The sequence below is a fragment of the Salinibacter pepae genome, assembly GCF_947077775.1.
GTDB classification, from domain to species: Bacteria; Bacteroidota; Rhodothermia; order Rhodothermales; family Salinibacteraceae; genus Salinibacter; species Salinibacter pepae.
Genome location: NZ_CAMTTE010000001.1, coordinates 2741324 through 2766599, shown reverse-complemented (window position 1 = coordinate 2766599; position 25276 = coordinate 2741324). Strand labels below are relative to the sequence as shown.

Annotated in this window: 22 protein-coding genes; 9 read left to right on the top strand and 13 right to left on the bottom strand. The window is 69.3% G+C overall.

Annotated features, from left to right (window positions below):
- Positions 1-46: 46 nt before the first annotated feature.
- From OJA40_RS11530 to truA, 3 genes are all read right to left on the bottom strand, one after another.
- On the bottom strand, positions 47-1354 hold the full coding sequence (locus tag OJA40_RS11530) for an arginine deiminase (RefSeq protein WP_263810738.1): 1308 nt from the start codon (positions 1352-1354) through the stop codon (positions 47-49).
- A gap of 68 nt (positions 1355-1422) precedes the next feature.
- A complete protein-coding gene (locus OJA40_RS11525; RefSeq protein ID WP_231847344.1) occupies positions 1423-1611 on the bottom strand; it encodes a hypothetical protein in 189 nt (62 codons plus the stop codon).
- 117 nt (positions 1612-1728) lie between these two features.
- A complete protein-coding gene (truA, locus tag OJA40_RS11520) occupies positions 1729-2568 on the bottom strand; it encodes a tRNA pseudouridine(38-40) synthase TruA (RefSeq protein WP_208427546.1) in 840 nt (279 codons plus the stop codon).
- A gap of 123 nt (positions 2569-2691) precedes the next feature.
- On the opposite strand from truA, the gene OJA40_RS11515 reads away from it, so the two are divergent.
- The 7 genes from OJA40_RS11515 (at position 2692) to OJA40_RS11485 (ending at position 9998) form a co-directional block, all read left to right on the top strand.
- A complete protein-coding gene (locus OJA40_RS11515; RefSeq protein ID WP_263810737.1) occupies positions 2692-3231 on the top strand; it encodes a shikimate kinase in 540 nt (179 codons plus the stop codon).
- A 108-nt stretch (positions 3232-3339) separates the two neighbouring features.
- Positions 3340-3873: a PH domain-containing protein gene (locus OJA40_RS11510; protein WP_263810735.1), complete on the top strand. Its 534-nt coding sequence runs from the start codon at positions 3340-3342 to the stop codon at positions 3871-3873.
- Positions 3873-5606 (top strand): PH domain-containing protein, encoded by a 1734-nt coding sequence (locus OJA40_RS11505; RefSeq protein ID WP_263810734.1) that lies wholly within the window; start codon positions 3873-3875, stop codon positions 5604-5606. The genes OJA40_RS11510 and OJA40_RS11505 overlap by 1 nt, the downstream gene beginning before the upstream one ends.
- A gap of 120 nt (positions 5607-5726) precedes the next feature.
- The gene (gene malQ, locus OJA40_RS11500; RefSeq protein ID WP_259250315.1) at positions 5727-7247 is read left to right on the top strand and encodes a 4-alpha-glucanotransferase; all 1521 of its coding nucleotides are present in this window, start codon (positions 5727-5729) and stop codon (positions 7245-7247) included.
- Positions 7248-7437: 190 nt separating this feature from the next.
- Complete coding sequence (treZ, locus tag OJA40_RS11495) at positions 7438-9210, top strand: malto-oligosyltrehalose trehalohydrolase (RefSeq protein ID WP_263810733.1); 1773 nt, start codon at positions 7438-7440, stop codon at positions 9208-9210.
- Between the two features lie 110 nt (positions 9211-9320).
- Positions 9321-9650, top strand: a complete 330-nt coding sequence (locus OJA40_RS11490; protein ID WP_103016062.1) for a type II toxin-antitoxin system RelE/ParE family toxin — start codon at positions 9321-9323, stop codon at positions 9648-9650.
- A gap of 54 nt (positions 9651-9704) precedes the next feature.
- On the top strand, positions 9705-9998 hold the full coding sequence (locus OJA40_RS11485) for a helix-turn-helix domain-containing protein (protein WP_013061263.1): 294 nt from the start codon (positions 9705-9707) through the stop codon (positions 9996-9998).
- Positions 9999-10411: 413 nt separating this feature from the next.
- Here the strand turns inward: OJA40_RS11485 and OJA40_RS15660 are convergent, their stop codons facing one another.
- Together OJA40_RS15660 and OJA40_RS11480 are read right to left on the bottom strand one after the other, a co-directional pair.
- Complete coding sequence (locus tag OJA40_RS15660; protein WP_480918973.1) at positions 10412-10810, bottom strand: PIN domain-containing protein; 399 nt, start codon at positions 10808-10810, stop codon at positions 10412-10414.
- A gap of 72 nt (positions 10811-10882) precedes the next feature.
- Positions 10883-11113, bottom strand: coding sequence for a UPF0175 family protein (locus OJA40_RS11480; RefSeq protein WP_103016063.1), 231 nt, complete (start codon positions 11111-11113; stop codon positions 10883-10885).
- 140 nt (positions 11114-11253) lie between these two features.
- Here OJA40_RS11480 and OJA40_RS11475 point away from each other — a divergent pair, with 140 nt between their 5' ends.
- A complete protein-coding gene (locus tag OJA40_RS11475) occupies positions 11254-12510 on the top strand; it encodes a M48 family metallopeptidase (protein WP_208424619.1) in 1257 nt (418 codons plus the stop codon).
- 18 nt (positions 12511-12528) lie between these two features.
- On the opposite strand, the gene OJA40_RS11470 is transcribed toward OJA40_RS11475, so the two are convergent.
- From OJA40_RS11470 to OJA40_RS11450, 5 genes are all read right to left on the bottom strand, one after another.
- Positions 12529-16617 carry an ATP-binding protein gene (locus tag OJA40_RS11470; protein ID WP_263810728.1) on the bottom strand — a complete coding sequence of 1363 codons (4089 nt, stop codon included), beginning with the start codon at positions 16615-16617 and terminating at the stop codon, positions 12529-12531.
- A 144-nt stretch (positions 16618-16761) separates the two neighbouring features.
- Positions 16762-17226 carry a DUF4783 domain-containing protein gene (locus OJA40_RS11465; RefSeq protein WP_011403425.1) on the bottom strand — a complete coding sequence of 155 codons (465 nt, stop codon included), beginning with the start codon at positions 17224-17226 and terminating at the stop codon, positions 16762-16764.
- A 184-nt stretch (positions 17227-17410) separates the two neighbouring features.
- The gene (locus OJA40_RS11460) at positions 17411-18376 is read right to left on the bottom strand and encodes a 2-hydroxyacid dehydrogenase (protein WP_251963182.1); all 966 of its coding nucleotides are present in this window, start codon (positions 18374-18376) and stop codon (positions 17411-17413) included.
- Between the two features lie 170 nt (positions 18377-18546).
- Positions 18547-21006, bottom strand: coding sequence for an endonuclease MutS2 (locus OJA40_RS11455; protein WP_251963181.1), 2460 nt, complete (start codon positions 21004-21006; stop codon positions 18547-18549).
- Between the two features lie 309 nt (positions 21007-21315).
- Entirely contained in the window at positions 21316-22329 is a 1014-nt protein-coding gene (locus OJA40_RS11450) for a sugar phosphate nucleotidyltransferase (protein WP_208424622.1), read from the bottom strand.
- A gap of 541 nt (positions 22330-22870) precedes the next feature.
- Between OJA40_RS11450 and OJA40_RS11445 the strand changes: the two genes are divergently transcribed.
- A complete protein-coding gene (locus tag OJA40_RS11445; RefSeq protein ID WP_263810725.1) occupies positions 22871-23785 on the top strand; it encodes a tetratricopeptide repeat protein in 915 nt (304 codons plus the stop codon).
- A 214-nt stretch (positions 23786-23999) separates the two neighbouring features.
- Here OJA40_RS11445 and OJA40_RS11440 read toward each other — a convergent pair whose 3' ends face one another.
- The 3 genes from OJA40_RS11440 to OJA40_RS11430 all read right to left on the bottom strand — a co-directional run bounded on the left by OJA40_RS11440 (position 24000) and on the right by OJA40_RS11430 (position 25170).
- Positions 24000-24155, bottom strand: a complete 156-nt coding sequence (locus tag OJA40_RS11440) for a hypothetical protein (RefSeq protein ID WP_158442683.1) — start codon at positions 24153-24155, stop codon at positions 24000-24002.
- Between the two features lie 95 nt (positions 24156-24250).
- Complete coding sequence (locus tag OJA40_RS11435; RefSeq protein ID WP_103016371.1) at positions 24251-24682, bottom strand: hypothetical protein; 432 nt, start codon at positions 24680-24682, stop codon at positions 24251-24253.
- 104 nt (positions 24683-24786) lie between these two features.
- Positions 24787-25170 carry a chorismate mutase gene (locus OJA40_RS11430; protein WP_251941156.1) on the bottom strand — a complete coding sequence of 128 codons (384 nt, stop codon included), beginning with the start codon at positions 25168-25170 and terminating at the stop codon, positions 24787-24789.
- Between the last annotated feature and the right edge of the window lie 106 nt (positions 25171-25276).

Below are 25276 nucleotides of genomic sequence, written 5' to 3'. Positions count from 1 at the left end.
CGGCATCCTGTGTGCGGGCGCCGCACCCGGCTCTTCCCCGACGCCCCTACTCGCCCGCGGGAGCGTCGCCCGACGGCGTGGCGTGGCGGGCGACCGGAAGCGTCATGCAGCGCGGCCCCCCCCGTCCCCGTGACAGTTCGGTCCCCCCCAACTGGATTGCGACCTTCTCCCGGCCGGGATGAAACTCTCCCGACTCGAAGTAGGAGAGGAAGCTTTCGGCGGACACGATTCGGTAGCCGTGCTCCCGCAGGCGCTCGAAGGTGCGGCTGTTGCGCTCGTAGCCCAGGATGGCCCCCGGTGCGGCCGCAAACACATTGGCCCCGTCCGTCCACTGCTCGCGCTCCTGGTGGAGGCGCTCCGTGCCGCCGCAGGGGATGAACGTCAGGTCGCGATCGAGCAGCTCGTCGAGCACGTCGCGCAGGTTGCGGCGCATGTCCGTCACGAAGCGTCCCGTCTCGTCCGCGGCGGTGAAGTGCATCGCGTACCCGAAGCCATGGGTTTCGAGGAGCGGGGGAAAGACGATCACCTCCTCCGGCGACGCGAAGGTAAACACCGTGTCGAGGTGCATGGTGGCGCGCCGCTTGGGCAGGTCGACGGCGAGGACATGCTCCACCGGCGTGCGCTCGAACAACTCGTGCGCAATCGCCATGATGGCCCCGAGCGAGGTTCGCTCCGAGTGGCCGATCAGGACCGTGTCGGGGCTCGCCACGAGCAGGTCGCCCCCCTCAAAGGTGACGCCGGGGGGCAGCTCAATGACCTTGTCGCTGTGGGGGGCGAATCGGGGATGGTGGTGCAGGATGACGTTGATAATGATGCTTTCCCGCGTCCGCGCCACCGTCGCGGCGTGGCTCAGGATGATGTGGTCGTGCACCACCGCCGCGAGGTCGCGCGTGAACATGAGGTTGGGCACCGGCTGGGCCCGGATGGCGAGGTCCGACTGGCCGGTCAGGGCAAACTGCTGGAGCTCCTCGGGAGAGAACCGCTTCAGCTCGTCCTCCACGGCCCCCAGGTTTTGCTCCGGCAGGCTTCGGCACAGCTTCTCCACGAAGGCGTGACGGGCCTCCTCGGCCGCCTCGAACGTTTGGAGCAGAAGGTCTTTAATTTGGAGCACCGCGTCGGGGCGGCCGACAATTTTCTCAAAGACCGAGCACATGAGCAGGTGCTCCTGCCGCGCGTGGCCGACGAAGAGGATGTCATCGAAGAGCAGGTCTTCTCGGTTCGCCGGCGACACGAGCTCCATCTCCGACCCGGGGGTGTGGACGATGACCTGTTCGAGCAAATGGGCCTCGGCGGGAATGCTGTAGGCCGACGACTGCTCAACGGAAGGGGTAGGGGACGCCTGAACCGTGTCCACGGGAAACGGGGGTTTTTCGGGAGGAATTGTGCACCCGTAAGGTCGAAATCAACCCGGAGAAAAGCCACCTACCCCGACCGCACGCCCTCCAGTACGCGAATCACGAGAAGCACCACGAGCACGACCGCCCCCGCCTTCAGCACGAGCTGGAGCAGCGCCCCCGCCACGTCCACCAGCACGCCCACGAGGCTGAGGCCGAGGAGTGCAATTACGCCGATGATGAGCCAGCGAAGAACGGTGCGGATGTCGAGGTCCATGAAGACACGGGGTCTTTTGAGGGGATGGGCCTTGGGCAACGGACCGCGCCCCCACCTTTGTTACAACCCTGCCGCAAACGTGTCGCGGTCGACGTGAGACGACCGTTCGCTCTCGCATCAGCGGCGCGCCGGCCCCCGCCCGGCGCCGCCTCTTGCCGGCTCCGCCTCCCGCCTCACCGCCGGCACGAGCGGATCGCCCTGCCCGTCGTCGAACAGCGGCTGCTCGTACCGGACGGCCTCCAGCACCAGTCCCTCCGGCGCCATGGACGGCCCAGCCGCCCGCCGGTCCCGCGCCGCCAGCACGGCCGGAAGCGCGTCGGCGGCGCGCTTCTCGTGCCCGATCTCCACGAGGGTCCCCACGAGGGCGCGCACCATGCCGTGCAAAAAGCGGGTCCCGACCACCTCGACCCGCCAGAAGCCCCTTCGGGCCTCGTCGACCCACCGCAGGTGCGTGAGGGTGCAGACGCGGTTCTCCGTCTCCGATTGGGTGAGGCAGAAGGAGCTGAAGTTGTGCCGCCCGAGCAGGTCGGGCGTGGCGGCCCGAATGCGGTCGAAGTCGGGCACGGGACGCACCTCGGTGCGCCCCCACCGCCCCAGCGCGCAGGGCTGGGTGTGGAGGCGGTAGTGGTAGCGGCGCCGACGGGCGTCGTAGCGGGCGTGGAAGTCGTCCGGCGCCCGTTCCACCCGACGCACCGCCACGGCATCCGGCGTGAGGCCGTTGAGCGAGCGCCGCAGGCGGTACGGATCGCGGGCCTCCGGCAGGTCGACGTGGGCCACTTGGCCGCGGGCGTGCACCCCCGCATCCGTGCGCCCGGAGCCGGTGACCCGGCACGCCGTTCCGACCACCGTGTCGACCGCCTCCTCCAGCGCCCCCTGAACCGTCGGAACGGTCGGCTGGATCTGCCACCCGTGGAAGTCGGTTCCGTCGTACTCGACGAGCAATCGATATCGGGGCATCGTTGATCGGGAGACGTGGGACGCGTGCCGGAGCCCCTGGTACGACGTCGGGCATGGAGTGGTCTCTCGCAGAAGACGATGCCCTCCCGTACAGCCTTCCTTCCGAACTTCAGACCGTTTTCTATGCGCGTGTACCTGACCGGCTTCATGGCAAGCGGCAAGTCCACCGTGGGCCCCGAGGCCGCGGCCCGGCTCGGCCAGCCGTTTCTGGACCTCGACCGCCTCATCACCGCCCACGCCGGGCGCTCCATTCCCGCCCTCTTCGCGGAGGAGGGGGAGGCGCGCTTCCGCGAGCTCGAACGCGACCTGCTCCGCCGAACGGCCACGACCGACGACCTCGTCGTGGCCCTCGGGGGGGGAGCCCTCGTGGACGACGCGAACCGGGCCTTCGCGAAGGAGCACGGCCTCGTGCTGTACCTGGAGGCCCCGGTCGACACGGTGCTCGGGCGCGTAGCGGACGACGACACCCGGCGCCCCCTGTTGGAGGACGACACCGGCACCCGACTGCCGCGGGACGAGCAGCGCACCCGCATCGAGGCGATGCTGGACGAGCGGCGGCCCGCCTACGAGGCGGCCCACCACACCCTCGATGCCGACCGTCCGGTCGAGGAGGTCGTCGGCCGGATCGTCGAGGTCGTGACGACACAGGCCAAGCCCGCGTGAGGGCCGGGGCCGCTCCCCCGGCCGCGCGCCTGCGGAAACCTCGCGCGGCGTCCCTGTTTCAATAGAGTTGCTTGTCCGCCACGCTTTGGACCCTCGTCGACCCGTTCTATGAGTGCCCCCGCCAACGCCACCGTTGCCGACGTGGCGGCCGGCGACGCCATCCGATCGCTCGACCCGTCAATCCGGCCCGTCTGGGCGATCAAGATGGCCGCCTTTTCGATGTTTCTGTTTCTTCCCGCCCTGTTTTACGACCTCACCCACCTGTTTTCGCCCGACTCCTGGCTTCCCTTCGGCGTGCTGTCGGGGACGGTTCTCGTGGGGGGCGTGCTCTACTGCGTGGCCTGGCCGCGCCTTCGCTACCGGGCATGGGGGTTCGTGCTGCGGCCCGAGGAGCTCTACATGGAGCACGGGGTCCTGCAACACGTCCGCACGATCGTGCCGCTGCGGCGCATCCAGCACGTCGACGTGTCTCAGGACCTGATCGAGCGGGAATTCGCCCTCGGCCGCCTCGTGGTGCACACCGCCGGGTCGCGCAGCAGCGACGTCGTGATCCCCGGCCTGCCCCTGTCGGAGGCCGAGACGATCCGGGACAAGATCAAGCGCTTTATCCTCGAAGATCCGCTCACTGAAGAGCCGGTGTGATGCCGCCCTCCTCCCCTGCGGAGCCCAATTCCGATGGGCGCCAGGACCCGCCCCCAGTGCCGGACCGCCCCGCCGACGATGCAGAGGCCGAGCCGACCGATGCGGAGGCCGACCCGACCGATGCGGCGGAGGACGCGGCCGCAACGACGCTCGGGGCCGTCCGTGAGCCGCAGCGCCTGCATCCGCTCACGCTCCTCCTGCGGGTGGGCACCAGCCTGCCCGCCCTGGTGATCATCCTGCTCCCGATTCTTCGCAACCCCGGCTCGACGGAGAACGTCACCTCCCTGGTGCTCGGCGCGCTGTACGGCGTGTTTGCCCTGCCGGCCATCCTGCTCCAGTACTGGCGGTTCAGCTACCGCATCACGCCGAAACAGATTGTCATCCAGAGCGGCGTGTTCAACCGGAAAAACCGGAGCATCCCCATCGAACGCGTCCAGAACATCCAGATCGAACGCAACCTCGTCGCCCGGCTGTTCGGCATCGCGAAGGTAAAGCTCGAGACGGCCGGCAGCACAAGCACCGAGGGCAGCCTGGAGTATGTGCATCAGGACGAGGCCCGCAAGATCCGTCAGGTGGTCCGGTCGTTCCAGCGGGACGCGGAGGGGAGCGACGCGGCGGCGGCGAACGCGGACGCCGAAGACGCCGCCGACAGGGACACGCTGCTCGACATGCCGCTGCGGCGGGTGCTGTTGTCGGGGGCGTTCCGGTTCTCTCTGCTCTACCTCGCCGTGATTTTCACGGTGCTCGAGCTCTTCAACCCAGAGGCACTGGTCGAACGGGTGCTCCGGGCCCGCGGCCGGATGGAGTGGGTGTCGGAGATCGTCTTCAGCCACCCCGCCCTGGCCATCCTCGCAACGGTGGGGGCCGCCATCATTTTGGGATGGCTCAGTGGCATCGGGGTCCACGTGGCGCGCTACTACAACTTTCGGCTGTGGCTCGACGGCGACAAGCTGCGCAAGCGCCACGGCCTGTTTACGGTGACGGAGGGCACGATCCCGCTCGACAAGGTGCAGGCGCTGATCCTCCGCACCAACCCGTTTATGCGGGCCTTCGGGTGGTACGAGCTGAAGGTCCAGACGATCGGGCTGGACGTGGAGGAGCAGGGCCACCGGGTCATCGCGCCCTTCGCCGGCGCGGAACGCATTCTCGACCTGGCCCGCCAGGTGCGCTCCGTCCAGCTGCCCGAGTCGTTCACACGCGTCTCGCGCCTGACCATTCGCCGCCGGTTCATCCGGTACACGGCGGTGCTCGCCGCGCTGCTCCTGCCCGCCGTCTACTTTTGGCCGGCGGGCTGGCTGCACCTGGGCGGCGTCGTCCTGCCCTGGTGGGGGTTCGGGCTCGTGCCGTTCATCCTGGGATGGGCTGTCCTTCAGTACCGCAATCACATGTACGCCAGCGGCGAGGACGGCTTCTACATCCGCCGGGGCGTGCTGTCGCACTACCTGTGGATCCTGCCGGTCGAGAAGTTTCACGTCTTCCACGCCACCGCGTCGATCTTTCAGCGCCGGCTCGGCCTCAAGACGCTCTTCGTGGACACCGCCGGGGCCGCGACGTTTGAGTACCCCGAGGTGATCGACGTGCCCGCCGCGGAGGCCGACGCCCAGTTCGACACGCTCTACCGGCGCTTCCGGCGGCTGTACCGGGGCCGGGTGGAGGCCGCCACCGGCGCCCCCGACACGCGGCTCGCCCCCGATGAGCGGCCCCACCTTCCGGTCGACGAGGCCCCCGAGTGACCCGGGCCGCGGGCCCCCCGGCCCGCCACGGCCCCGTCTCGCACTCGTCGCGCCCGGTTCGGGGCCCGCAGCGGCGCGCCGCCCCCATCCCGACAACCTCCTCATCAACCGTTTTCTCCCGTGGATTCTCGACGCACGAGCGGCCTTCTCCTCCCCGTCAGCGCCCTGCCCAGCCGGTACGGCATCGGCGACCTGGGCCCGGCCGCGTTTCAGTTTGCCGACCTCCTCACCCGCACCAACCAGCGGCTGTGGCAGGTGCTGCCGGTCGGGCCCATCGGGCCCGGCGCCTCGCCCTACTCCAGCCCCTCCACGTTTGCCGGCAATCCGCTTCTGATCAGCCCCGAGCCGCTCGTGGAGGACGGGCTCCTCACGGAGGACGACCTCGCCCCCCTCACGGAGCTGCCCGCCGACCACGTCGACTACGCGCGCCTCGTCCCCCGCAAGCGGAAGGTCCTCCGCACGGCCTTCCGCCGGTTTCGGGCCGACGTATCGACCCCGGAGGCGACGCGCGTGCAGCAGTTTCGGGCGTCCCAATCCGCCTGGCTCGACGACTACGCCCTCTACGCCGCCCTGAAGGACGCCCACGGCGGGTCCGCCTGGACCGAATGGTCCTCGGCCCTCGTGCGGCGCGACCCGGAGGCCCTCAAGCGCGCCCGCGACGAACACGAGACCGCCATCGAGCGACACGTCTACTGGCAGTACCTCTTCCACCGCCAGTGGACGGCCCTGCAGGCCTACTGCCACGCCCGCGACATCCGGCTGTTTGGGGACCTGCCGATCTACGTGGCCCCCGATAGCGCCGACGTGTGGGCCCACCAGGAGCGCTTCCGGCTCGACGACGACGGCACCCCGACGTCGGTGGCGGGGGTGCCGCCCGACTACTTCAGCCCGGAGGGCCAGCGGTGGGGCAATCCCCTCTACCGGTGGGACCGGATGGAAGAGCACGACTTTGCGTGGTGGACGGAGCGACTGCGGCGCGCATTCGAGCTGTTCGACCTCGTGCGGCTCGACCACTTCCGGGGCTTCGACGAGTACTGGTCGATCCCTGCCGGGCACGATACCGCCATCGACGGCTCGTGGGAGAGCGGGCCGGGGGCCGCGTTCTTCCGTGCCATGGAGGACGAGTTCGGGGAGCTGCCCGTCGTCGCCGAGGACCTCGGCATCGTCACCGATTCGGTAGGGGCGCTGCGGGACACGTTCGACTTTCCGGGCATGGCCGTCCTGCAGTTCGCCTTCGGCGGCGGCCCGGACAACGACTTTCTCCCGCACCACCACCGCCGCAACATGGTCGCCTACACCGGCACGCACGACAACAACACGATCGTCGGCTGGTGGCGGGACGACCTCTCCGACAAGGAGCGCAATTTTGCGCACTCGTACCTCAACCTGCCCGACACGAACCCCGACGAGAGCGTCCACCGGCAGGCGCTTCGGGCAATGATGGCGTCGGTCGCCGACCGCGTGGTGACGCCCCTTCAGGACGTGATTGGGCTGGGCAGCGAGGGCCGCATCAACACCCCGGGGACGATGGGGGACAACTGGGCATGGCGCTTCACCCCCGACCGGATCGCCGAGGAGGACGAGACGCGGCTCGCGCAACTCACGCACCTGTACGGCCGGGCGTCCGGATACGGCGACTAGTTTCTCGCCCTGCCCCCCGCGGTCGCACTGCGCCGGGCGTCGCGTCACCGGGTAGGGCCGATTCGGGGACGGCTCCCCGCGATTGCCCGATCGCCTTCCGGACGCGTGGCGCAGGCGCCGTCCGTCTCCGGCGTGGCCTCTCCAGCGGCCGTCGCCCTCCGTACCGCCCCCCGTTTTGTCCCCGTCTGGCATGTCTCCCTCTTTTCCCCTCCACGGCGCCCACCCCCACGACGACGCCGTCACGTTCCGCGTCTGGGCCCCGGCAGCCGACGCCGTCACCCTGGCGCTCAGCGGCGGGCCGTCCCTCCCCCTGTCGGAGACCGAGGACGGCCTGTTCGCGTGCACCACGGACGCCGCCGGCCCCGGCACGCGCTACCGGTTCCGGCTGGGCGACGACGGCCCCTTTCCCGACCCCGCCGCCCGCTTCCAGCCGGAAGGGGTGCACGGGCCGTCCGAAGTGATTGCCCCGAGCGCCTATGCGTGGGAGGACGACGACTGGGACGGCGTGGCCCGGGAGGACCTCGTCATCTACGAGCTGCACGTGGGCGCCTTCACCAAGGCGGGCACCTTCGATGCCGTGCGGGAGCAGCTCGCGTACCTGCGGGACCTGGGCGTGACGGCGATCGAGCTGATGCCGGTGCACGACGTTCCGGGCGCCCGGAACTGGGGCTACGACCCGGCGGCCTGGTTCGCCCCCGCCCGCGCCTACGGCCGGCCCGAGGCCCTGCGCCGCCTCGTGGACGCGGCCCACCAGACCGGCCTGGCCGTGCTCCTGGACGTCATCTACAACCACCTGGGGCCGGACGGGGCCTACGCCAACGCCTTCGGCCCCTTTCTCACCAACACGTCCGAGACGCCCTGGGGCCCGGCCGTCAACCTCGACGGCGAGGGCTCGGCGGGCGTGCGGCGCTTCTTCCTCGACAATGCGCTGCACTGGCTGCGCGAGTACCACGTCGACGGCCTCCGCCTCGACGCCACCCACGCCCTCCGCGATGAGAGCGAAACGCACTTTCTGGGGGAGCTATCGGCCGCGGTGGGCGAACACGTCGACGGCCCCGAACGGCACCTCATCGCCGAGGACCGCCGCAACCTGAACCGCCTCGTGCAGCCCCGCGACGACGGCGGCTACGGGCTCGATGCGGTGTGGAGCGACGACCTGCACCACCAGCTGCGCGTCCTCACGGCGGGGGACACCGAAGGCTACTACCGCGACTACCAGGATACGACGGCCGCCGACATCGCCACGACCCTGCGCGACGGCTGGTTCTACCGGGGTGAACACTCGGAGCACTTCGACGGCCCTCGCGGCACCGATCCCGATCCGGTCGACCGGACGCAGTGCGTCGTGTTCATCCAGAACCACGACCAGGTGGGCAACCGGCCCACCGGCACCCGCCTCACGGGCGACGTGTCGCCCGCGACGTACCGGGCGCTCTCGGTGCTCCTCTGCGTGGTGCCGGAGGTGCCGCTGCTGTTCATGGGCCAGGAGTGGGCGGCGTCCACGCCGTTCCAGTTCTTTACCGACCACGACGAGGAGCTCGGCCCGTCGGTCACCGAAGGGCGCAAGGACGAGTTCGCGGACTTCTCGGGGTTTGAGGGCGCGGTGCCCGACCCGCAGGCCCCGGCCCCCTTCGAGCGCAGCGTGCTGGACTGGGACGAGCCCACCCGCCCGCCCCACGACGGCGTGCTGGCCCTCTACCACGACCTGCTGGCCCTGCGCCCACGGCTCGGCGACGAGCTGACCGTGGAGGCGCCGAGCGACACGACGCTTCGGCTGGAGCGTCCCCCGATCCACGTTGCCGTAAATCTGGAGGGCACCGCCGATCTGGACCTGGCCTCGGGGCCTTCCGTACTGCTTCACACCGAGCAGGCCGGCTACACCCCGGCCCCGCGTCCGCCTGCACTCACAGAGGAGACGGTGTCGTTTTCGCGGCCCGGGGCGGTGGTAGTGCAGGGGGACTGAATGGAGCCATCCGCCCGACTTTTTTATTGAACTAAAGAACAACCTGGATCACTTTATATCGATTTCAATATAAAGTGATGCGGCACATCCGCTGAATAGTCCCGACGCTCGTGCAAAATCTCGCTTTTGTTGGATCGAGCCGAGGAGACCTTTGCACATTCCCGGAGGATGTCCGCAGGGAAGCCGGTTACCAGCTTGACAAAGTCCAGCGCGGCGACCAACCGACGGATTTCAAACCGATGAAGACAATCGGCTCTGGAACCTACGAGCTCCGCATCAAGGAGTACGGCAATGAGTACCGCATCTTTTACGTAGCAAAGTTTGGCGACTCGATTTATGTGCTCCATGCTTTTAAGAAAACGTCTCGGAAGACCCCGGAGCGGCATCTGAACATCGGTCGCCGACGCTACAAGATCGCGAAAGAACACGCTGGTGAGTGACCTCGCACCCACAGCCTTTAAGTCAGTGTTCTCTCTTGCAAGACCATCTCAGTTATGGAAAACGAAATCACCGAATCGACCGGCAATGTCTTTGAAGATCTCGGCTTTGAGGGTGGAGAAGCAGAGAACCTCCGTGTGCGGGCCCGCCTGATGGCCCCTCTGGAGCGCTCCCTCCGAGAGCAAGGCATCACGCAGGCGGAGGCGGCCGAGGAGCTGGGCACGACGCAGGCCCGGATCAGCGAACTGACGAACGGCAAGATCCAGGCCTTCAGCATCGACGCGCTGATTAACATGCTGGACCGGGCGGGGCTGGAGGTCGACGTGAACGTGCGGCCGAAGAACGCCTGAGCAACACGTCACCCTGCAAACCAAGCAAAGCAGTTATCCCCTCGACCCACGGTTACTGTCCGTTTCTCCTGCCACCATCTCCTTCACACGCCCCAAGACTGTGATCTTTCAGTCGAGCTGACTTCCGGCGTCGGCTCTTTTTCCATTCCTCCGCACCTCCACGCGTCCACGCACAGCCCGCCCACGGTCGCCATCTGCCGCCTCAGGGCGCGCTCGCGAGGCGGACGTGGTCGGACGTGTTGACGGGGCCGTCGTCGAGGCCGATGCGGCCCTTGACGTGCAGGCGCTGCCGACGGATCGGAGGGCCGTTCTGCCCGCTGAGCGGTAGACCACTATTCGTTCTGCACCAGAGACTGGTACAAGGACTCGGAAATCCGATTCTCTTCCAGTAGAACCTCCCACATTCGCTCTGCTTATGTCAGAGAGAGAAAATTTTCCTGGCGAGCTCGATCAATCAGCCCAGCGGTTCCTGAGATCTCACATCCGAGGCTTCTAGCCACGCGGCGGCCGGCCGTTTCCTCGATCAGGAGAGGTTGTCCAAGTTGTCGAGAAAGAGCAATCGCGTCTTGCTCTCCCTCATCTAACACGTGCCACTCTGATGCAAGAGTTTTCTCCGAGAGAGTCCCTGGGCGCCGCACGTCAATCAGACGACGAAGTCCTGTGTCTTCCAGAAACGCCTGTCGTCCCCCATACGGATGAGCAACCTCCCCCAGCACAGTCGGCGGAATGATGAGCCGGTCGAGGACCGACCGGATCCACTGAAACCCCGCTGGAAGTGACTCCAGGCTGATCAACGGTCCGGTATCGCTCACGAGGATGTCCCAGCCTTCCACGGGGTCAAAGCAATCGGTTTGCTTATTCCGACGGGACTGCGGGCGTCAAAATCACTCGCGACGATGTCGCAACTCATACTGAATGTCCTCCGGATCGCTGTTCATGTACGCCACGTCGTGCTCCGAGAGCATCTCTTGAAAGGCCCGACGCGAGAGTCCAAGCACCTCGCATCCCTGCTTCTCCGACAGCGTCCCCGCCTCGTACAGCAACGCGACGACCCGTTCTTTCGCCTCGTGCTCGTCCAGTCCCACGTCGTCCGGAAGGTCGATGGTTACCTGCATTTTTTCCCGGCGTTTGGTGAAAAGACCGTTCAATCACGCATACGACCCGCTCCCACGGCGGTTCTAAAAAACTGAACCCCGCCGTCGCCCGTCCATTCATTCGACCGTCCCGAGCCGGTTGAGTCTAACCCAGAGCCAACGTGAACACCTACGCCGCCCTCATCCTCGCCGCCCTCCTGGCCGAGTACGTCCTCAACCTCGGCTCGGACCTCCTCAATCTTCGCCACCTCCAGCCCGAGTTGCCGGCGGAGTTTCGCGATACGTTCGACGAGGCAGAGTACGAGCGCGCCCAAGCATACACCCGCACGACGACCCGCTTCGGGCTCGTGTCGTCCACGTTCGGCCTGGCAGTGCTGCTCGTCTTCTGGTTTGCGGGCGGCTTCGAGGGGCTCGATACGGTCGTGCGCGGCTGGGGCTTCGGGCCGATCGGGACGGGGCTGTGCTACATCGGCCTCCTCGTCCTCGGGCGCGGACTGCTGGCGCTGCCGTTCTCGCTCTACTCCACGTTCGGGATCGAGGAGCGGTTCGGCTTCAACGAGACGACGCCTCGGACCTTCGCGCTGGACCTGCTGAAGAGCGTCGCGCTCGGGGTGGCCCTTGGGGGGCCGCTCCTGGCCGCGATCCTCTGGTTCTTTCAGTCCACCGGCCCGTACGGCTGGGTGTACGCCTGGGCCGTGGTGACGGCGGTGATGCTCCTCCTCCAGTTCTTCGCCCCCCGCTACCTGATGCCGATTTTCAACGACTTCGAGCCGCTGGAGGAGGGGACGCTTCGCGAATCGATCCTGTCCTACGCCGACTCGGTCGACTTTCCGGTCGGCGAGGTCTACGTGATGGACGGGTCGCGCCGCTCGAACAAGGCCAACGCCTTCTTTACCGGCTTCGGGGGGAACCGGCGCATCGTGCTCTTCGACACGCTCGTGGAGCAGCTGTCCGTGGACGAGCTGCGGTCGGTGGTGGCCCACGAGATGGGGCACTACAAGCTCAACCACATCCCGCAGCGCATCGCCACCAGCGTGGTGCAGACCGGCGTCCTCTTTTTGCTGCTCTCCCTCTTCCTGCAGGTGGAGGGCCTCTTCCACGCCTTCTACGTCGACCAGCCGTCCGTCTACACGGGGCTGCTGTTCTTCGGCCTGGTCTACTCGCCGGTGGACCTGCTGCTCTCGATCCCGCTCAACGCCTGGGCGCGCCGCCACGAGTTTCAGGCCGACCGCTTTGCGGTGGAGACCACCGACCAGGACGGGCCGCTCGTCGGCGGGCTAAAGCGCCTCGCGGAAACCAATCTCTCGAACCTCACGCCCCACCCCCTCACGGTGGCGCTGGAGTACTCCCATCCGCCCCTCTCCCAACGCATCGAGCAGATTCGCGCCGCGGCCCGGTCGGGCTCCACGGCCGCGTAGCCCGGACCGGCGTCCTCCTCAGGCCGGCTCGTCCACGAGGGGAAGCTGGATCCAAAACGTCGTCCCCTCCCCCTCCGTCGTCTCGTAGCCGATCGCGCCCCCCAGCTCGTCGATGCTCTTCTGGGCGATGGCCAGCCCGAGGCCCGTGCCGCTCGTCTTCGTTGAGAAGTTGGGCTCGAAGACCTTGTCCTGCACCTCCGGCGGGATGCCGGTGCCGTTGTCGATCACCTCGCTGTAGACCGACGGCCCGTCGCCCGCGTTCTCTTCACGGCGCGCGGTGACCCGAACCCGTCCCTCCCGGTCGTCGGGGAGGGCCTGCAGGGCGTTTTTGAGGAGGTTGATGTAGACGCGGCGCAGCTCTTCGCGGTCCGCCTCCACCACCAACGGGTCGCCGGGCAGGTCGAGGGCCAGGGCCTCGGCGTTGGCCGCCTCCTCCTCCATGAGCGACGCGGCCCCCCGAACCACCTCGACCAGGTCGATCGGCTCGGGGACGCGGGTGGGCAGCCGGGCGAAGGTCGAAAACTCGTCGGCAATGCGCACGAGCGACTCGACCTGCTCCACGAGCGTGCTCGTGATGCGGTCGAACACCTCCGCAAACTCGGCCGCGTCCGTGGCGTCGTCGGTGCGCGTGAAGGCCCGGCGGAGGTGCTGGATGGACAGCTTCATGGGCGTGAGCGGGTTTTTGATCTCGTGGGCCACCTGACGGGCCATCTCGCGCCACGCCAGCTCCCGCTCCTGGCGGGCCAGCTTGCGCCGGCTCTCGGCGAGCTGATCGCGCATCTCGTTGAACGTCTGCACGAGGTCGCCCACCTCGTCCCGCGTATCGACGGAGAGGGTGCGCGTGAACCGGCCCTCGCCCACGGCCTCCAGGCCCTCCCGGAGCTGGGCAATGGGCCGGGCCAGGGCATTGGCCAGGACCACGCCCGTGAGCATAACCACCACGACGAGCAGCAGCAGGGCCCCGAAGAGGTAGGCCAGGGTGCGCGACTTTTCCTCCTGCAATTGCTCCTGCTGCGCAAGCGTAGGAACCCCGACGACCACCCGAGGCCGCCCCGTCTCGTCGACCAGCGCCCGGTACCCGACCCGGTATCGAAACTGCCCAATGGACCCCTCGGCGGTGACGAACCGGTAGGCCTCGTCGTACAGCTCGTGGTACACGCCCCCCGGCAGGCGCTCGTCCACCAGCCCGTCGCGGCGGAGGCGGGGTTGGCTCGTGCGCGCGAGCCGCCCCTCGTCGTAGAGGTGCAGGTCGAGCCCCACCCGGGCGGCAAGGGTGTCCACGTCCATCCGCTCCGCCGTCCGCCACAGGGGCTCGCCGGGGCGGGCCGCCAGGGCCAGCGTCTCTTCGACCCGGGTGAGCTGGTCGTGCATGCGCCGCTCGATGGCCCGCTCGTTCTCGCCCGTCACCACGCGCACCCCCACGACGCCCACGGCAACCATCGAGACGATTCCGACGACCAGGAAGGCATTCAGGACCTTGTTGCGGAAGCGCACGCGCGAGGCCGGCAGGCGCCCCCGTCGGTGCCGCACATAGAGCCCGAGCAGGTACACGACGAGCCCCACACAAAGGCCGGCGACGGTGAGCCGAAGCAGGTAGTAGAGATGATCGAACGCCAGGGTGGCCGGGATGCGCACCGCCACGGTCGAGGGGGTCGTCTCGCCCACCGGCACAAAGCGGCGGTAGTGGGTTAGGTACTCGCGCCCCTGCACCGTCTCGTTCCACCACACGCCCGGCTTTCCGCGGAGGGCGTCGCGCTTGGGGGGCCGCAGGCGCGCCCGGCCGAAGGCCTCGCCCACGCTCCGCACGAGGCGTCCGTCCCGGAACTCCGCGAGCGACAGATCGGCGTACAGGTCCCCGAACGAGCCGTCCGGCAGCAAGACCCGAGACAGGCCGAATCCCGTTCCGGGCAGCACGGACTGCGGCTCGATCCGGACCAGCACCCAGCCCTCTACGAACTCGCCCCCCGTCGGGACGCCCAGCAGCCCGGCGTACTGCACGCGTCGCGTCTCGGCGGTCCGCACGGGCGCGCCCGTCGACAACTGCTCGACCACGGGCCCCGGGCGCTGCCCGTAGCGCGACCACAGGCCGGCGAACGCCCGCCGGGCCGCGTCCTCGGTCTGCTCCCCCGCCGCCACGGGCCCGTCGGCCGTGTACTGGCGGCGCACCGTTCCGTCCCACTCCAGCACGCTGAGGCGCACCTCGTACGTCGCGAGGGACGACAGCAGCGACTCCCGCACGACCTGGGGCGCAATTGAATCGAGGCGGGCCTCGGACGCCGGGTCCGCGGCCCGGACGGACGGCCCCAGCGCCTCGGCGGCCGACCGGAGCACCCGGCGCACCGAGTAGAGGACGCGCGGGTCCTGTCCCCGTTCGAACGACCGCGCGGCGTCGACCATGTGCTCTTGCCGCTTCGCGTCCATCCCGGCGTACAGCAACGGGTAGAGCAGCAACGTGACCGCGAAGAGGCCCCCCAGCAGCCCCCGTAGCGTAAGGGCCTCGTCCCCGTGCGCCGGCCCCACGAGGCCGTAGGTCGCCAGCCCCCCCACGCCCGCGAGCAGGGCGAGCACGTACGGCAGCGACACGAAGGCCTGCACGTCCGTGCCGAGGTACAGCGCGGCCAGCGCCCCGCCGTAGAGCCCCGTCCCGAGCACGAGCCCAATGCCCCGCGGCCAGCTGCGGGGCCGATGGTGCAGCAGGCGGCGCAGGGCCCCCCACGTGCCCCCGATCCCGACGAGGATGCCGGCCGCCACCAGGAGAAACAGGCCGCACAGCACCCCCAGCACGAGCGGCTCCGGGAGCAGCCCGGTGCGGGCAAAGAAGTCGAGGGTGCTGTCGAAGACGGCCCGCCGCACGATGAAGGCGAGGACCACAATCGCCCCGAGGCTGCCCGCCACGAGCCCCACCAGGGTCCCCAGATAGCGAGCCGCGTGCGGCCGGTCCGGCGCGTATCGGCGAAAGGCCTCCGGAAGCCCACTGAGCGCCTCCGCCCGCGGGCGGTAGTGCCGGGCCAGGTAGACCACCCCGGTGGCAAGCCCCGCCGCCCACACGCCTGTAAGGAGCAAGTCCCCAATGGACCGAAACAGGCCGCCCCCGAGGGTCGACGCGAAGTACGTCGGGTTGAAGAGAGGGGCGATGCCCGAGCCGGGCCCCGCCCACCGGGCCGGCACGTCGAGCGCCAGCATCGCGTAGCGGGCCCCAACCGCGAGGAGCGCGACGAGGGCAAGCCGCCCCGCCGCCGCCCGCCGGGCCCGCCAGTGGCGACGCAGCCCCGGCCGCCGGGCGAGCCGGAGGTACCAGTGTCCCCCCAAAGCGAGAGCCCACCCGAGGAGCCCGACGGCCCCGGCCGCGAGGAGATCGGTGTAAAACGCAGCCGTCCGGTCCACGAGCCGGTCGGGCGGGGGCGGCTCTACGGACGCGTACCCCAGGACGGCGCCGTTCCGGCCCCGAAGCGCCCGGTGAGGCGTCGCGGGTGGGGCCCCGCTCCAGCGCACCCGCACCAGCTCGCCGGTCGCCCGGCTCCACTGGGCCTCCAGGCTCGTCGCCTGCACGTACCGGTTCTGCACGGGCGGCCGGTACCGCACGACGCGGACGACGCGCACGGCCCCCAGCCGTGTGCCCCCACGGGTCACTGGGGCCCAGGCCGCCAGGGCCCATCGCCCACGGCCGTCGCGGACGACGGCCGTGCGGGGCCGGGCGGCCCCTCCCTTCCCCGCCTGTGCACTGTCAACGGGCACCTGCGGCCCCGCCCACGCAAGGGCACGCCCGTTCGGGGCGTACACCTCGATTGCCATGCGGGCGGCAGGCGGGCGCGCGGAAACGTACTGGGCAAGGCGCGCCGGGCGCGTGCCCTGCTCCCGCCACGCCCGCAGGTCCTGCCAGATGGTCGAGTCGGCGGCGAGCCCCTCCGCACGGTCGTGCAGCCGGTCGCGGAGCCCCTCAAACCGCTCCTGGATCGTCGCAAGGGCCGCCTCGACGGTCGCCTCCTGGCGGGCCGCCGCGTTCGCCGCAACGCTCTGCACCGCGTACGTCCGGAGCCCGGCCGTCACCAAAAGCCCGACGCATATCCCCAGGCCCACCCCCCAGGCCCAGGGACGACGGCGGAGCATACGAAGCAGACGATCCATCACGCGCACCGGAGCTACGAGTCCACAGACGAGCGAGCCCCCCTTGGGAGATGGGCCCAATCGGCCCGGGGCCCACGACAGACGCGCTCCCTTCAGGGATCGGCGGTTTTTCCCCCAGCACCCTCGTCACTTGGCAGCATGTTCGATCCGAACCTCGTGCAGGTTCCACAGGTCCTTGCCCTGCGGTTGGTCGAGCCGCACGTAGACGTGGTGCCGGCGGGCCATGCGGGCCTCCTCGTACTCGCCCCGGACGAAAAAGCTCGTTCCGGCCTCCATCACGTCCCCCACCGCGAAGCGGCCGGAGGGATGGCGCCGAAAGAACTCCCGCAGCACGTACACGGCCTGCGAGCTGCTGTAGAAGGTGCGGTTGCCGAAGAGACTGATCTCGACCCGGTCGGCCGACGGCGTGAGGAGCCGGCGGGCGTTCCCCTCCGCAAACGCAGTCGCCACCCGCCGGGCCACCGCGGACGTGTCCTCGATCGTCGAGCCCGGGCCCGACGCCGTCGAGTCTGCCGGCTGTCCCCGACCAACGGATGGGGCCCCTCCAATTCCGATGACCAGGAGCACCACCAGCGATTTGGGGACGGACATGGACGCAGGAAACCAACCGGCAAAGAGTGAACGACAGCGCGATGGATCTGATCACGGATCCATGCCTGCAAAAAACGAACCGATCCCGCTCTACAGGCCGCCGGGCCGCTCCCCCGCCGCCAACCGTCCGGCGCCGCACACAGTGGCGTCCACCAAGCCGCCCGGTTCAGAAGCCGCCGGCGGCCTACACCAGGCGGTGCGGCACGCTTTCGGCCCCGTCCAGAAGCGCCGTGATGGAGGCCACGCACATCTGGGCCATCCGCATGCGGGTGTCGGTGGTGGCACTCCCCAGGTGGGGCGCCAGGACGACCCGGTCCTGCTCCATCAGCCCCGGGTGCACCTCCGGCTCGTCCTCGAACACGTCGAGCCCCGCCCCGGCAATCTCGCCGCGTTCGAGCGCGTCCACCAGGGCCGCCTCGTCGACGACGGGCCCGCGGGCGGTGTTCACCAGCAGGGCCGACGCCTTCATTTTCGCGAAGGCCGCCGCGTCGAGAAGGTGGTGGCTCTCGTCGTTGTGGGGGCAGTGCAGCGAGACGACGTCGCTCGTCGTCAGCAGCTCGCCTAGCCCCACGTGCCGGGCGCTCACCTGGCGCTCCACGGTCGGATTGGCCCGCGTCCGATTGTGGTAGATCACCTCCATCCCGAAACCGAGGGCGCGGCGCGCGACCGCCGTCCCGATCCGCCCCATGCCGACGATGCCGATGGTCTTGCGGGCCAGCTCCATGCCCATCAAGTGGGTCGTCTCCCAGCGCTCGAAGCGGCCGTCGCGCACGTACCGGTCGGCCGCCGGCACGTGCCGGGCGGCGGCCAGCAGCAGGGCCCACGCCTGGTCCGCCGTCGCGTCGGTCAGCACGCCGGGCGTGTGGGTGACGGCCACGTCGTGCGCCTCCGCCGCCTCCAGGTCGATGTTGTCGACCCCGACGGCGTACTGCGACACCATCTGCAGCCCCGGGCGGGCCTCGAACAGCGCCTCCGTGATCGGGTCGGCGAGCACGGACAGAAGCACGTCGGCCCCGTCGGCCAGGGCGATGAGTTCATCGACGGAGCGCGTGCTGCCGTCGGGCGGGTCACAGACCGTAAGGGTGTGCTCGTCTCGCACACCGGAGAGGCCCCCGTCGATGAGGGGGCGCGTCGAAACGATGTGGGCCATCGGTGGAAGGGCTACTAAGGAACGTCGTCGAGTCGGGCTGTCGCCCACGAAGCTACAAAGCGGCGGGCGTTTCGTCCAGCGGGGAGGGCACAGGCGCAGCCGGAAACGGCAGGGACGGAAACAATGGGACCCCGCTTTCCCCTGGACGTACCCGCGCGCCCTACCTGGCGTCAGAGGTCTACCTTCGTCACGCCCGCCCCGCCCTCCTCAATGGGGGCCTTGCGGTGGTCCGCCACGTCGGGCCGATCCGAAAGCATCTCGTGGAGGGCATTGCGGAGCGTCCCGGTGCCCTTTCCGTGGAGGATCTCGACCGTGTCGAGGTTGGCCGCCACGGCGTCGTCGAGGAAGTGCTGCACCTGCCGCCGGGCCTCGTCCACGCGCTCCCCGCGCACGTCGATCGAGGGGCTCGCCTCCAGCGCCGCCATCTCGGCGTTGCCGCCCGTATCCTCTTCGTCGGGCTCCGCAGACTCCGGCCCGCCGACGCGGGTCAGGCGGTCGAGCGACACGCGCATGTGCATCGAGCCCATCAGCAGGCGGGCCTCTCCGTCCTCGATCTCCTGCACCTCCACGGCGGTCGACCCGTCGTCCACCACCACCTGGTCGCCCTCGTTGATGGGGCCGCCGGCGGCCGCCGGCGACGCCCCGTCCGCCTCCGCCGGCGCCGCGTCCTGCTCCGGCGCCGCCTCCTCGCGCCGCGCCTGGAGGTCCGCTTTGTAGTCTTCGAGCTGCTCCCGCGCCTCCTGGGTGGCGTCCGACTCGGCCTGGGCCTCCTTGATCTCGCGGATCGTGTTCTCGATGCGGGCATTGGCCTCCTCCACGATGCGCTCGGCCTCCTCCAGGGCCTGCTGGCGAAACGCGTCGCGCTCCTTCTCCAGCTTCTCTGTCTTCTCCTCGTAGCGCTGCTGCTCCGCCTCGGCCTTCTCGCGGGCCTTGCGGGCGTCGTAGAGCTCGTCCTCCAGCTCCTGCGTGCGCCGCTCGAACGTGGTGATGAGGTTCTCCATGGCCGTCTTCTGGGTCCCGGCCAGGGTGCGGGCCCGGTCCAGCAGGTCGCCCGACAGGCCCATGCGCCGGGCAATCTCGAAGGCGTAGGAGGACCCGGGCACGCCCTCCTGGTAGCGATGGGTGGGGCGCAGGGTCTCCTGGTCAAACTCCATCGACCCGTTCTCGACAGCCTCCGCCTCGTGGGCGTACGTCTTGAGCGTCCCGTGGTGGGTGGTCGCGATCGTGCGGGCGCCGGCCTCCGTGAGCTGCTCCAGCACCGCCTGCGCGAGGGCCGCTCCCTCGTCCGGGTCCGTGCCGGTGCCGGCCTCGTCGATCAGGACGAGCGCGTTCTCCCCGACCGCGGAGAGCATGTGACGGAGGTTGGAGACGTGCGAGCTGAAGGTGGACAGGTCGTCCTCGATGGACTGCTCGTCCCCAATGTCGGCCACAATCTGGTCGAAGAGCGGGAACGAGGAGTGCGGCGCCACCGGAAGGGGCAGTCCGTAGGCGAGCATCAGCGAGAAGAGGCCGACGGTCTTCATCGTCACCGTCTTGCCCCCGGCGTTGGGGCCGGTGATCACGAGCGTGCGGAAGTCGGCGCCGAGCTCCAGGTCGAGGGGAACCACCTCCCGCGGCGGGAGGGCCTCCTCCTCGCCCGAGGCGCGCCCGTCGGTGGCGCCCCCGGCATCGCGCCCCTCGAAGTGCAGTTGCAGGACCGGGTTTCGGCCCTCGTAGATCTCGACGTGGCCCTCGTCGTTAAGCTTGGGGACGACGGCGCCCAAGCGGTTGGCAAAGCGGGCCTTCGCGCGCAGCAGGTCGAACTGGGCCAGCACTGTCAGATTCTCCTCAATCGCGTCGCTCTCGGCCCGCACGTGGTCGGTCACCCGGCGCAGGATGCGCTCGATCTCGGCCTGCTCGGCGCTCTGGAGCTCGCGCACCTCGTTGTTGAGCTCCAGGCAGGCCGCCGGCTCGATGTAGACGGTCTGCCCGCTGGCGGAGCGGTCGTGCACGAAGCCCTCCACCTTCCCCTTCGCGCTGGCGCGGACCGGGATCACCATGCGCCCGCCGCGGAGGGTGGCCTGCTCGCCGGTGGCGTGGCCCTCCCGCACGGCGTGGCGGAGCGCCTTGTCGAGCGTCGTGCGGAGCTCCTCCTCCTTCGAGCGAATCTGCTGGCGCAGGCGCCGCAGCTCCGGCGACGCGTCGTCCCGGATGGACGCGTCCTCGTCGAGGATCGACGCGATCGTCTCTTCGAGATCCGGGAGCGGGGTGGCCCGCGCCACGGCGTCGGCCAGCCGCGGGTAGTCCTCGCGCCGCGCCTCGAAGTGCTTCTTCAGGCGCCGGAGTGTGACGAGGGTCCGCCGGGTCGCCATCAGGTCCTCCGGGTCCACGTAGGCGTCCTCCGGGGCGGCGCGGCGGAGGGCGTCCCGCAGGTCGTACATCGGGCTGAGCGGCACCGAGTCCCCGTACTGAAAGGCGCCCTGCAGCTCCTCCACCCGCCCCAGCTCGCCCCGCAGCCAGTCCATCGTGCGGGCCGGCCGCATGGACGCCAGCCGCTCCTCGCCCAGCGGGCTCTGCACGCGGGCCGCCAGGCGGTCGCGCACGACGTCGAAGCCGAGCTTCTCATCCAGCGAGTCCGGGTACGTCTCCATGGGGCGCGTAGCACGCAAGGGTGAAGGGGGGACGCTCGGGGGCCGTGAACCGGGGCGCGAAAAACGACATCCGCCTCTCACGCGTGTCCGTTCACGGAAGGGCCGGCCGTTGCTCCGCCGGCCCGGCAGGCCATCGCCGCCTGGCGCAGGATCATAAACAATCGACCGGCCCGGCTGCTCCAACGCCACGCGGCCCACGCGCCCTCAGCGGCGCCAAATGCCGTAGTCCACCCAAAATCCACACGCAGCGGGCCCCTGTGCCGTCGATACGGCGGCAACGTCCTCGGACTCGGTGGGGCCCGACGCTCCCTAGCTGCGCAGCTCCACGTTGACCTGGGAGTGGTCGCCCACGTTAAGGCGTTCCGGCCGCAGGTCGACCGCGGCGTGGCGCCCGATAACGGAGTCGGCGAGCACCGCGTTCTCGACCGTGCCGCCGGCAAAGACAATGCTGTCCCGCACCACCGCGTCGGAGACGGTCGCGCCCTCTTCGATCGAGACGTGCGGACCCACGACGGCGTTCTCAACGGTCGCGCCCGGGCCGATGTAGACCGGGTCGTGGATGACACTGTCCTCGACGGTGCCCTGGCGGGCGTCGCCGGACTCCCGCTCCAGGACGCGCCCGGTGGTCTCCAGCAGGGCCGGGATCGTGCCGCAGTCCATCCACGCGTCCACACCCGCCGTGGTAAACACGTCGCCCTCCTGCAGGCGGTGGTCCAGCGCGTCGGTGAGCTGGTACTCGCCGTCGGCGCCCTTCATGTCGGTCTCGATGACGTGGTCGATGCCGGCCTTCAGGTCGGCCAGCTCGCGGAGGTAGTAGATCCCGATGAGCGCCTCGTTGGAGACCGGGTCGTCGGGCTTCTCGATGAGCTCGGTGACCTCCTCCCCGTCGCGCACGGCAACGCCGAACCGGCGCGGGTCGTCCACTTCGCGGACAAACGCCACCACGTCGGCGTCGCCGAGGGTCACCTCGCCCGACAGGCCAAAGAGCGTGTCCGCAAACACCACGACGCCCTCGCCCTGGAGGTGCTCGCCCGCACAGCCGACGGCGTGGGCCGTGCCGAGGGCCTCCTCCTGGACGGGGAAGTGCGGCGTGATGCCCCGCTCGTCGCAGAGCGCGGTGAGCTGGTCGCGGATTTCGGTGCCGAAGTCGGGCCCCAGGACGAACACGCCGTCGTCGGGGGGCGCCGGGAGGACGCGGGAGAAGGTGTCGACGATGCGCTCGACGATGCTCCGCCCTCGCACCTTGAGAAGCGGCTTGGGGGTGACGTGCGAGTGCGGGCGGACGCGGGTGCCCCGCCCCGCCATGGGAACGATGAGCTTCATGGGCAGAATTGATGCGTTGCGCAGAGAACGAGAAGAACGGCCGTGGGCGTCCACGCGCGGGAGACACTCGCATGTCGAGTGCGCGTTCGATGCGACGCCGCCATGATAATAACGAGATCGGGGGCCGAATGCCAGCGCGCCCGCCGCGATTTTCTCGTGCACCGCCCCTCTTTCGGCGGGTCCGGAATGTCCTCGATTCTGGACAACGCTGCGCACTGCCGCCTACGACCCGCCCCCGTCCTCGCCCGCCCCACCCCCCAGGCCGTCTTCATATTTTCGACCGTTCTGGAAGCCCACCGCGGGCCGCGGCCCCTTTGGCCGGCGAGCACGTCCGGTTCGTCGGCCCGGCTGCACTTCCGGCACAGACGTTGTACCTTTTGAACTCCACAACGACGGCAGCGGCGGCCCTCCCGCCCGCCGGCCTGCCCCCGTCGGCGTCGGGGCCCTCGGCCCCGGAAACAAACGTACGGGGCACTCCTACCGTGTCTAGTGTTTGACGTCGACGGTTTTTTCATTCTTCCCCGCAACCAGTCTTCCAGTCATGAATACCCACTGGCTACCCCGCGCTCTCGCAACCCGCTGGACGGTCGTCGCATTTGCCTGCCTGCTCGGGCTCCAGCTTGGCGCCGGGAGCGTGCGTGCTCAAAGCGACAACTCCCTGTCCAACGCTCAGAAGAAGAAGCTGAAGAAGGAGCTGCAGCAGACGTACAAGGAAGGCGCCAAAGCCGGAAACGCGGAGAACTACGAGGTGGCCGCCACGCGGTTTGAGGAGTCCATCGAGCTGGCCCAGAAGCTGGGGCTCGACGACCTCATCGGGAAGATTGAAAACAACCTCATCGAAAGCCTCAAGGGCGCCGGCAGCGCCGCGCTCAAGCAGGAGAACTACACAGACGCCCTGTCCCACTTCAAGACGCTGCAGGAGTACACGGACGCCGACCCCACCGTCCAGTACAACCAGGGCCTGGCCCTCATCAACATGGAGGACAGCACGGAGGCCGGGCTGCAGTCGCTGCGGCAGGCGATTGAGGTGGGCAACGAGGTGGGCAACACCCGCGTGGCGGGCTTAGCCACCGAGCGCATCCGGGACGAGTTCCTGGCCCGCGCCTCGAAGGCCCTGCAGGGCGACAGCCCGTCGCAGGCCCAGATCGACAAGGCCCTGAGCGCCCTCGACCAGATGACCGAGTACGTGGAGCCGAACGCAAACGCGATGTTCTACCGCGGCACGGCCCTTTACGAGAGCGGGCAGTACCAGCAGGCCATTCAAGCAGCCCGCCAGGGACTTGAGATGCACCAGGGCAGCCGCAGCGACGCCGCGAAGTTCCACTTCGTGATCGCCGAGTCGCAAATGGAAACCGGCAACAAGGCCTCCGCCTGCGAGACGTTTGCCAACGCCACGTATGGCGACTACGAGGCCCGCGCCAACCACTACCTGGAGAACGAGTGCGACGACGTGTGACGCGCCGCTGCTCCGCGCCATTCCGGTGTCCCTCGGAACGCCCGTGCCCTCCGGCGCGGGCGTTTCGTGTTGACGGTGCACCGCCTCGTCCTCAGAACCTACCACTCATCAGCGAAGGGCGCGCCGGGCGGGGCCGTGGGGGCAGTCTGCCCCTGGGCGGGATGGGCCCACGGCTCCATGCCCCACCCGAGTGGAGGGAGAGGCGGGGCCCCTCTCACACCGTCTCCTGGGCCCCCCAGTAGACGAGCACGACGAGAAGCACGGCGGGCACGAAGATCGCGGCCAGGGTGAGCCACTCGATGCCCGTCCCGACCGGCGCGTCCGCCTGGAACGATGCGGCGCGCTGGAGAAGGGCGATGGGAAGCATCATGGGGGCAACTGTGCGTTTCGCGGGGAAGAATGAACGGCGGGGGCACCGGCGTCGGGGCTCGCCCGACTGGCCGACAAGGCTGCCCGTTCGGGGCCTCACTCTTTGGGCCAGGCCGTCTCCTCGGGCAGCTCCGCATCGGGGGGCTGCAGGACGAGCTCGTCCGGCAGGTCGTTCACCTGGTCGTCCGGGTTGACGACCGACACGAGCGGCAGGGCCAGGGCGGTGAAGAACTTGCCCATGGCGGCGAGCAGAAACTCCTGCTGCAGCTCCACCATGTCCTCCTCCAGGCGCTCGTCGTCCCGGGCGTGCCCCTGAATGTCGAGGTACAGGACCCGCGGCCAGTCCGGAAACTCCGCCTGCGCCTCCTTGAGCAGCGCAAAGACGTCCTGCGCCGCCGTCTCGAAGTCGTCGTCCGGCCGCACTATGTGGTAGAGCGAGACCGTGTTGTCGAAGTTCATGTGCAGGCCGGGCGCATCCGGCTTGTTGTACTCCGGCACGAAGTCCGGGCGGTCCGAGGACGAGCTCATGAGGAACGCCAACCAATTCACGAGAACAGGCCCGTCTTGAATGCCCGCCCGTCCCGAGAGATTCGGCCCCGGCGGCGCGGGCACATCGCCGGAGGGGGCCCCGCCTACGCCTGCGCCCCACACGTGGAGACGGCCCCGGTCGCCTTCTCCGCGGGCTCCTCGGCGGACGGCTCCTCGGCGGACGGCCCCGCGGCCCCGTCGGCCCGCTGGCGCCGCTGGCGCTCGACGGAGTGGGCCAGGATCTCTTCGAAGAGGGTCTCGGCGAGGGTGGGCGGCAGGCCCGCCTCGTCCGCCACGGCCCGGACGTGGGCCAGCAGTTCGGCCTCGCGCTCGGGGTCGCGCACAGTGCGGTCGGCGTCGGCCTTCAACTCGCAGAGGGCGTCGACGATGGCCTGCCGCTCGGCGAGCAGCTCCACGACCCGCTCGTTGATCTCGTCGATGCGGGCGCGGGCCTCCGGCACGGTCGTTGGGCTGGGAGACGTGGACATGGGTGGGTCGCTGGCGTGGGGGTCAGAATGCGTCGGGGGACCCACCGGGCGCGGCGCCATCGGCCCACACATGCGAAAACCCCGCCGGGGCCGAAGGCGATCGGCC

What these genes read in the sequence shown, in the direction of transcription:
- OJA40_RS11525 (WP_231847344.1), bottom strand. Translation starts at nt 1,611, where the DNA reads ATGGACCTCGACATCCGCACCGTTCTTCGCTGGCTCATCATCGGCGTA.
- truA (WP_208427546.1), bottom strand. Translation starts at nt 2,568, where the DNA reads ATGCCCCGATATCGATTGCTCGTCGAGTACGACGGAACCGACTTCCAC.
- OJA40_RS11515 (WP_263810737.1), top strand. Translation starts at nt 2,692, where the DNA reads ATGCGCGTGTACCTGACCGGCTTCATGGCAAGCGGCAAGTCCACCGTG.
- OJA40_RS11510 (WP_263810735.1), top strand. Translation starts at nt 3,340, where the DNA reads ATGAGTGCCCCCGCCAACGCCACCGTTGCCGACGTGGCGGCCGGCGAC.
- OJA40_RS11505 (WP_263810734.1), top strand. Translation starts at nt 3,873, where the DNA reads ATGCCGCCCTCCTCCCCTGCGGAGCCCAATTCCGATGGGCGCCAGGAC.
- treZ (WP_263810733.1), top strand. Translation starts at nt 7,438, where the DNA reads ATGTCTCCCTCTTTTCCCCTCCACGGCGCCCACCCCCACGACGACGCC.
- OJA40_RS11485 (WP_013061263.1), top strand. Translation starts at nt 9,705, where the DNA reads ATGGAAAACGAAATCACCGAATCGACCGGCAATGTCTTTGAAGATCTC.
- OJA40_RS11480 (WP_103016063.1), bottom strand. Translation starts at nt 11,113, where the DNA reads ATGCAGGTAACCATCGACCTTCCGGACGACGTGGGACTGGACGAGCAC.
- OJA40_RS11470 (WP_263810728.1), bottom strand. Translation starts at nt 16,617, where the DNA reads ATGCTCCGCCGTCGTCCCTGGGCCTGGGGGGTGGGCCTGGGGATATGC.
- OJA40_RS11465 (WP_011403425.1), bottom strand. Translation starts at nt 17,226, where the DNA reads ATGTCCGTCCCCAAATCGCTGGTGGTGCTCCTGGTCATCGGAATTGGA.
- OJA40_RS11460 (WP_251963182.1), bottom strand. Translation starts at nt 18,376, where the DNA reads ATGGCCCACATCGTTTCGACGCGCCCCCTCATCGACGGGGGCCTCTCC.
- OJA40_RS11455 (WP_251963181.1), bottom strand. Translation starts at nt 21,006, where the DNA reads ATGGAGACGTACCCGGACTCGCTGGATGAGAAGCTCGGCTTCGACGTC.
- OJA40_RS11450 (WP_208424622.1), bottom strand. Translation starts at nt 22,329, where the DNA reads ATGAAGCTCATCGTTCCCATGGCGGGGCGGGGCACCCGCGTCCGCCCG.
- OJA40_RS11445 (WP_263810725.1), top strand. Translation starts at nt 22,871, where the DNA reads ATGAATACCCACTGGCTACCCCGCGCTCTCGCAACCCGCTGGACGGTC.
- OJA40_RS11440 (WP_158442683.1), bottom strand. Translation starts at nt 24,155, where the DNA reads ATGATGCTTCCCATCGCCCTTCTCCAGCGCGCCGCATCGTTCCAGGCG.
- OJA40_RS11435 (WP_103016371.1), bottom strand. Translation starts at nt 24,682, where the DNA reads ATGAGCTCGTCCTCGGACCGCCCGGACTTCGTGCCGGAGTACAACAAG.
- OJA40_RS11430 (WP_251941156.1), bottom strand. Translation starts at nt 25,170, where the DNA reads ATGTCCACGTCTCCCAGCCCAACGACCGTGCCGGAGGCCCGCGCCCGC.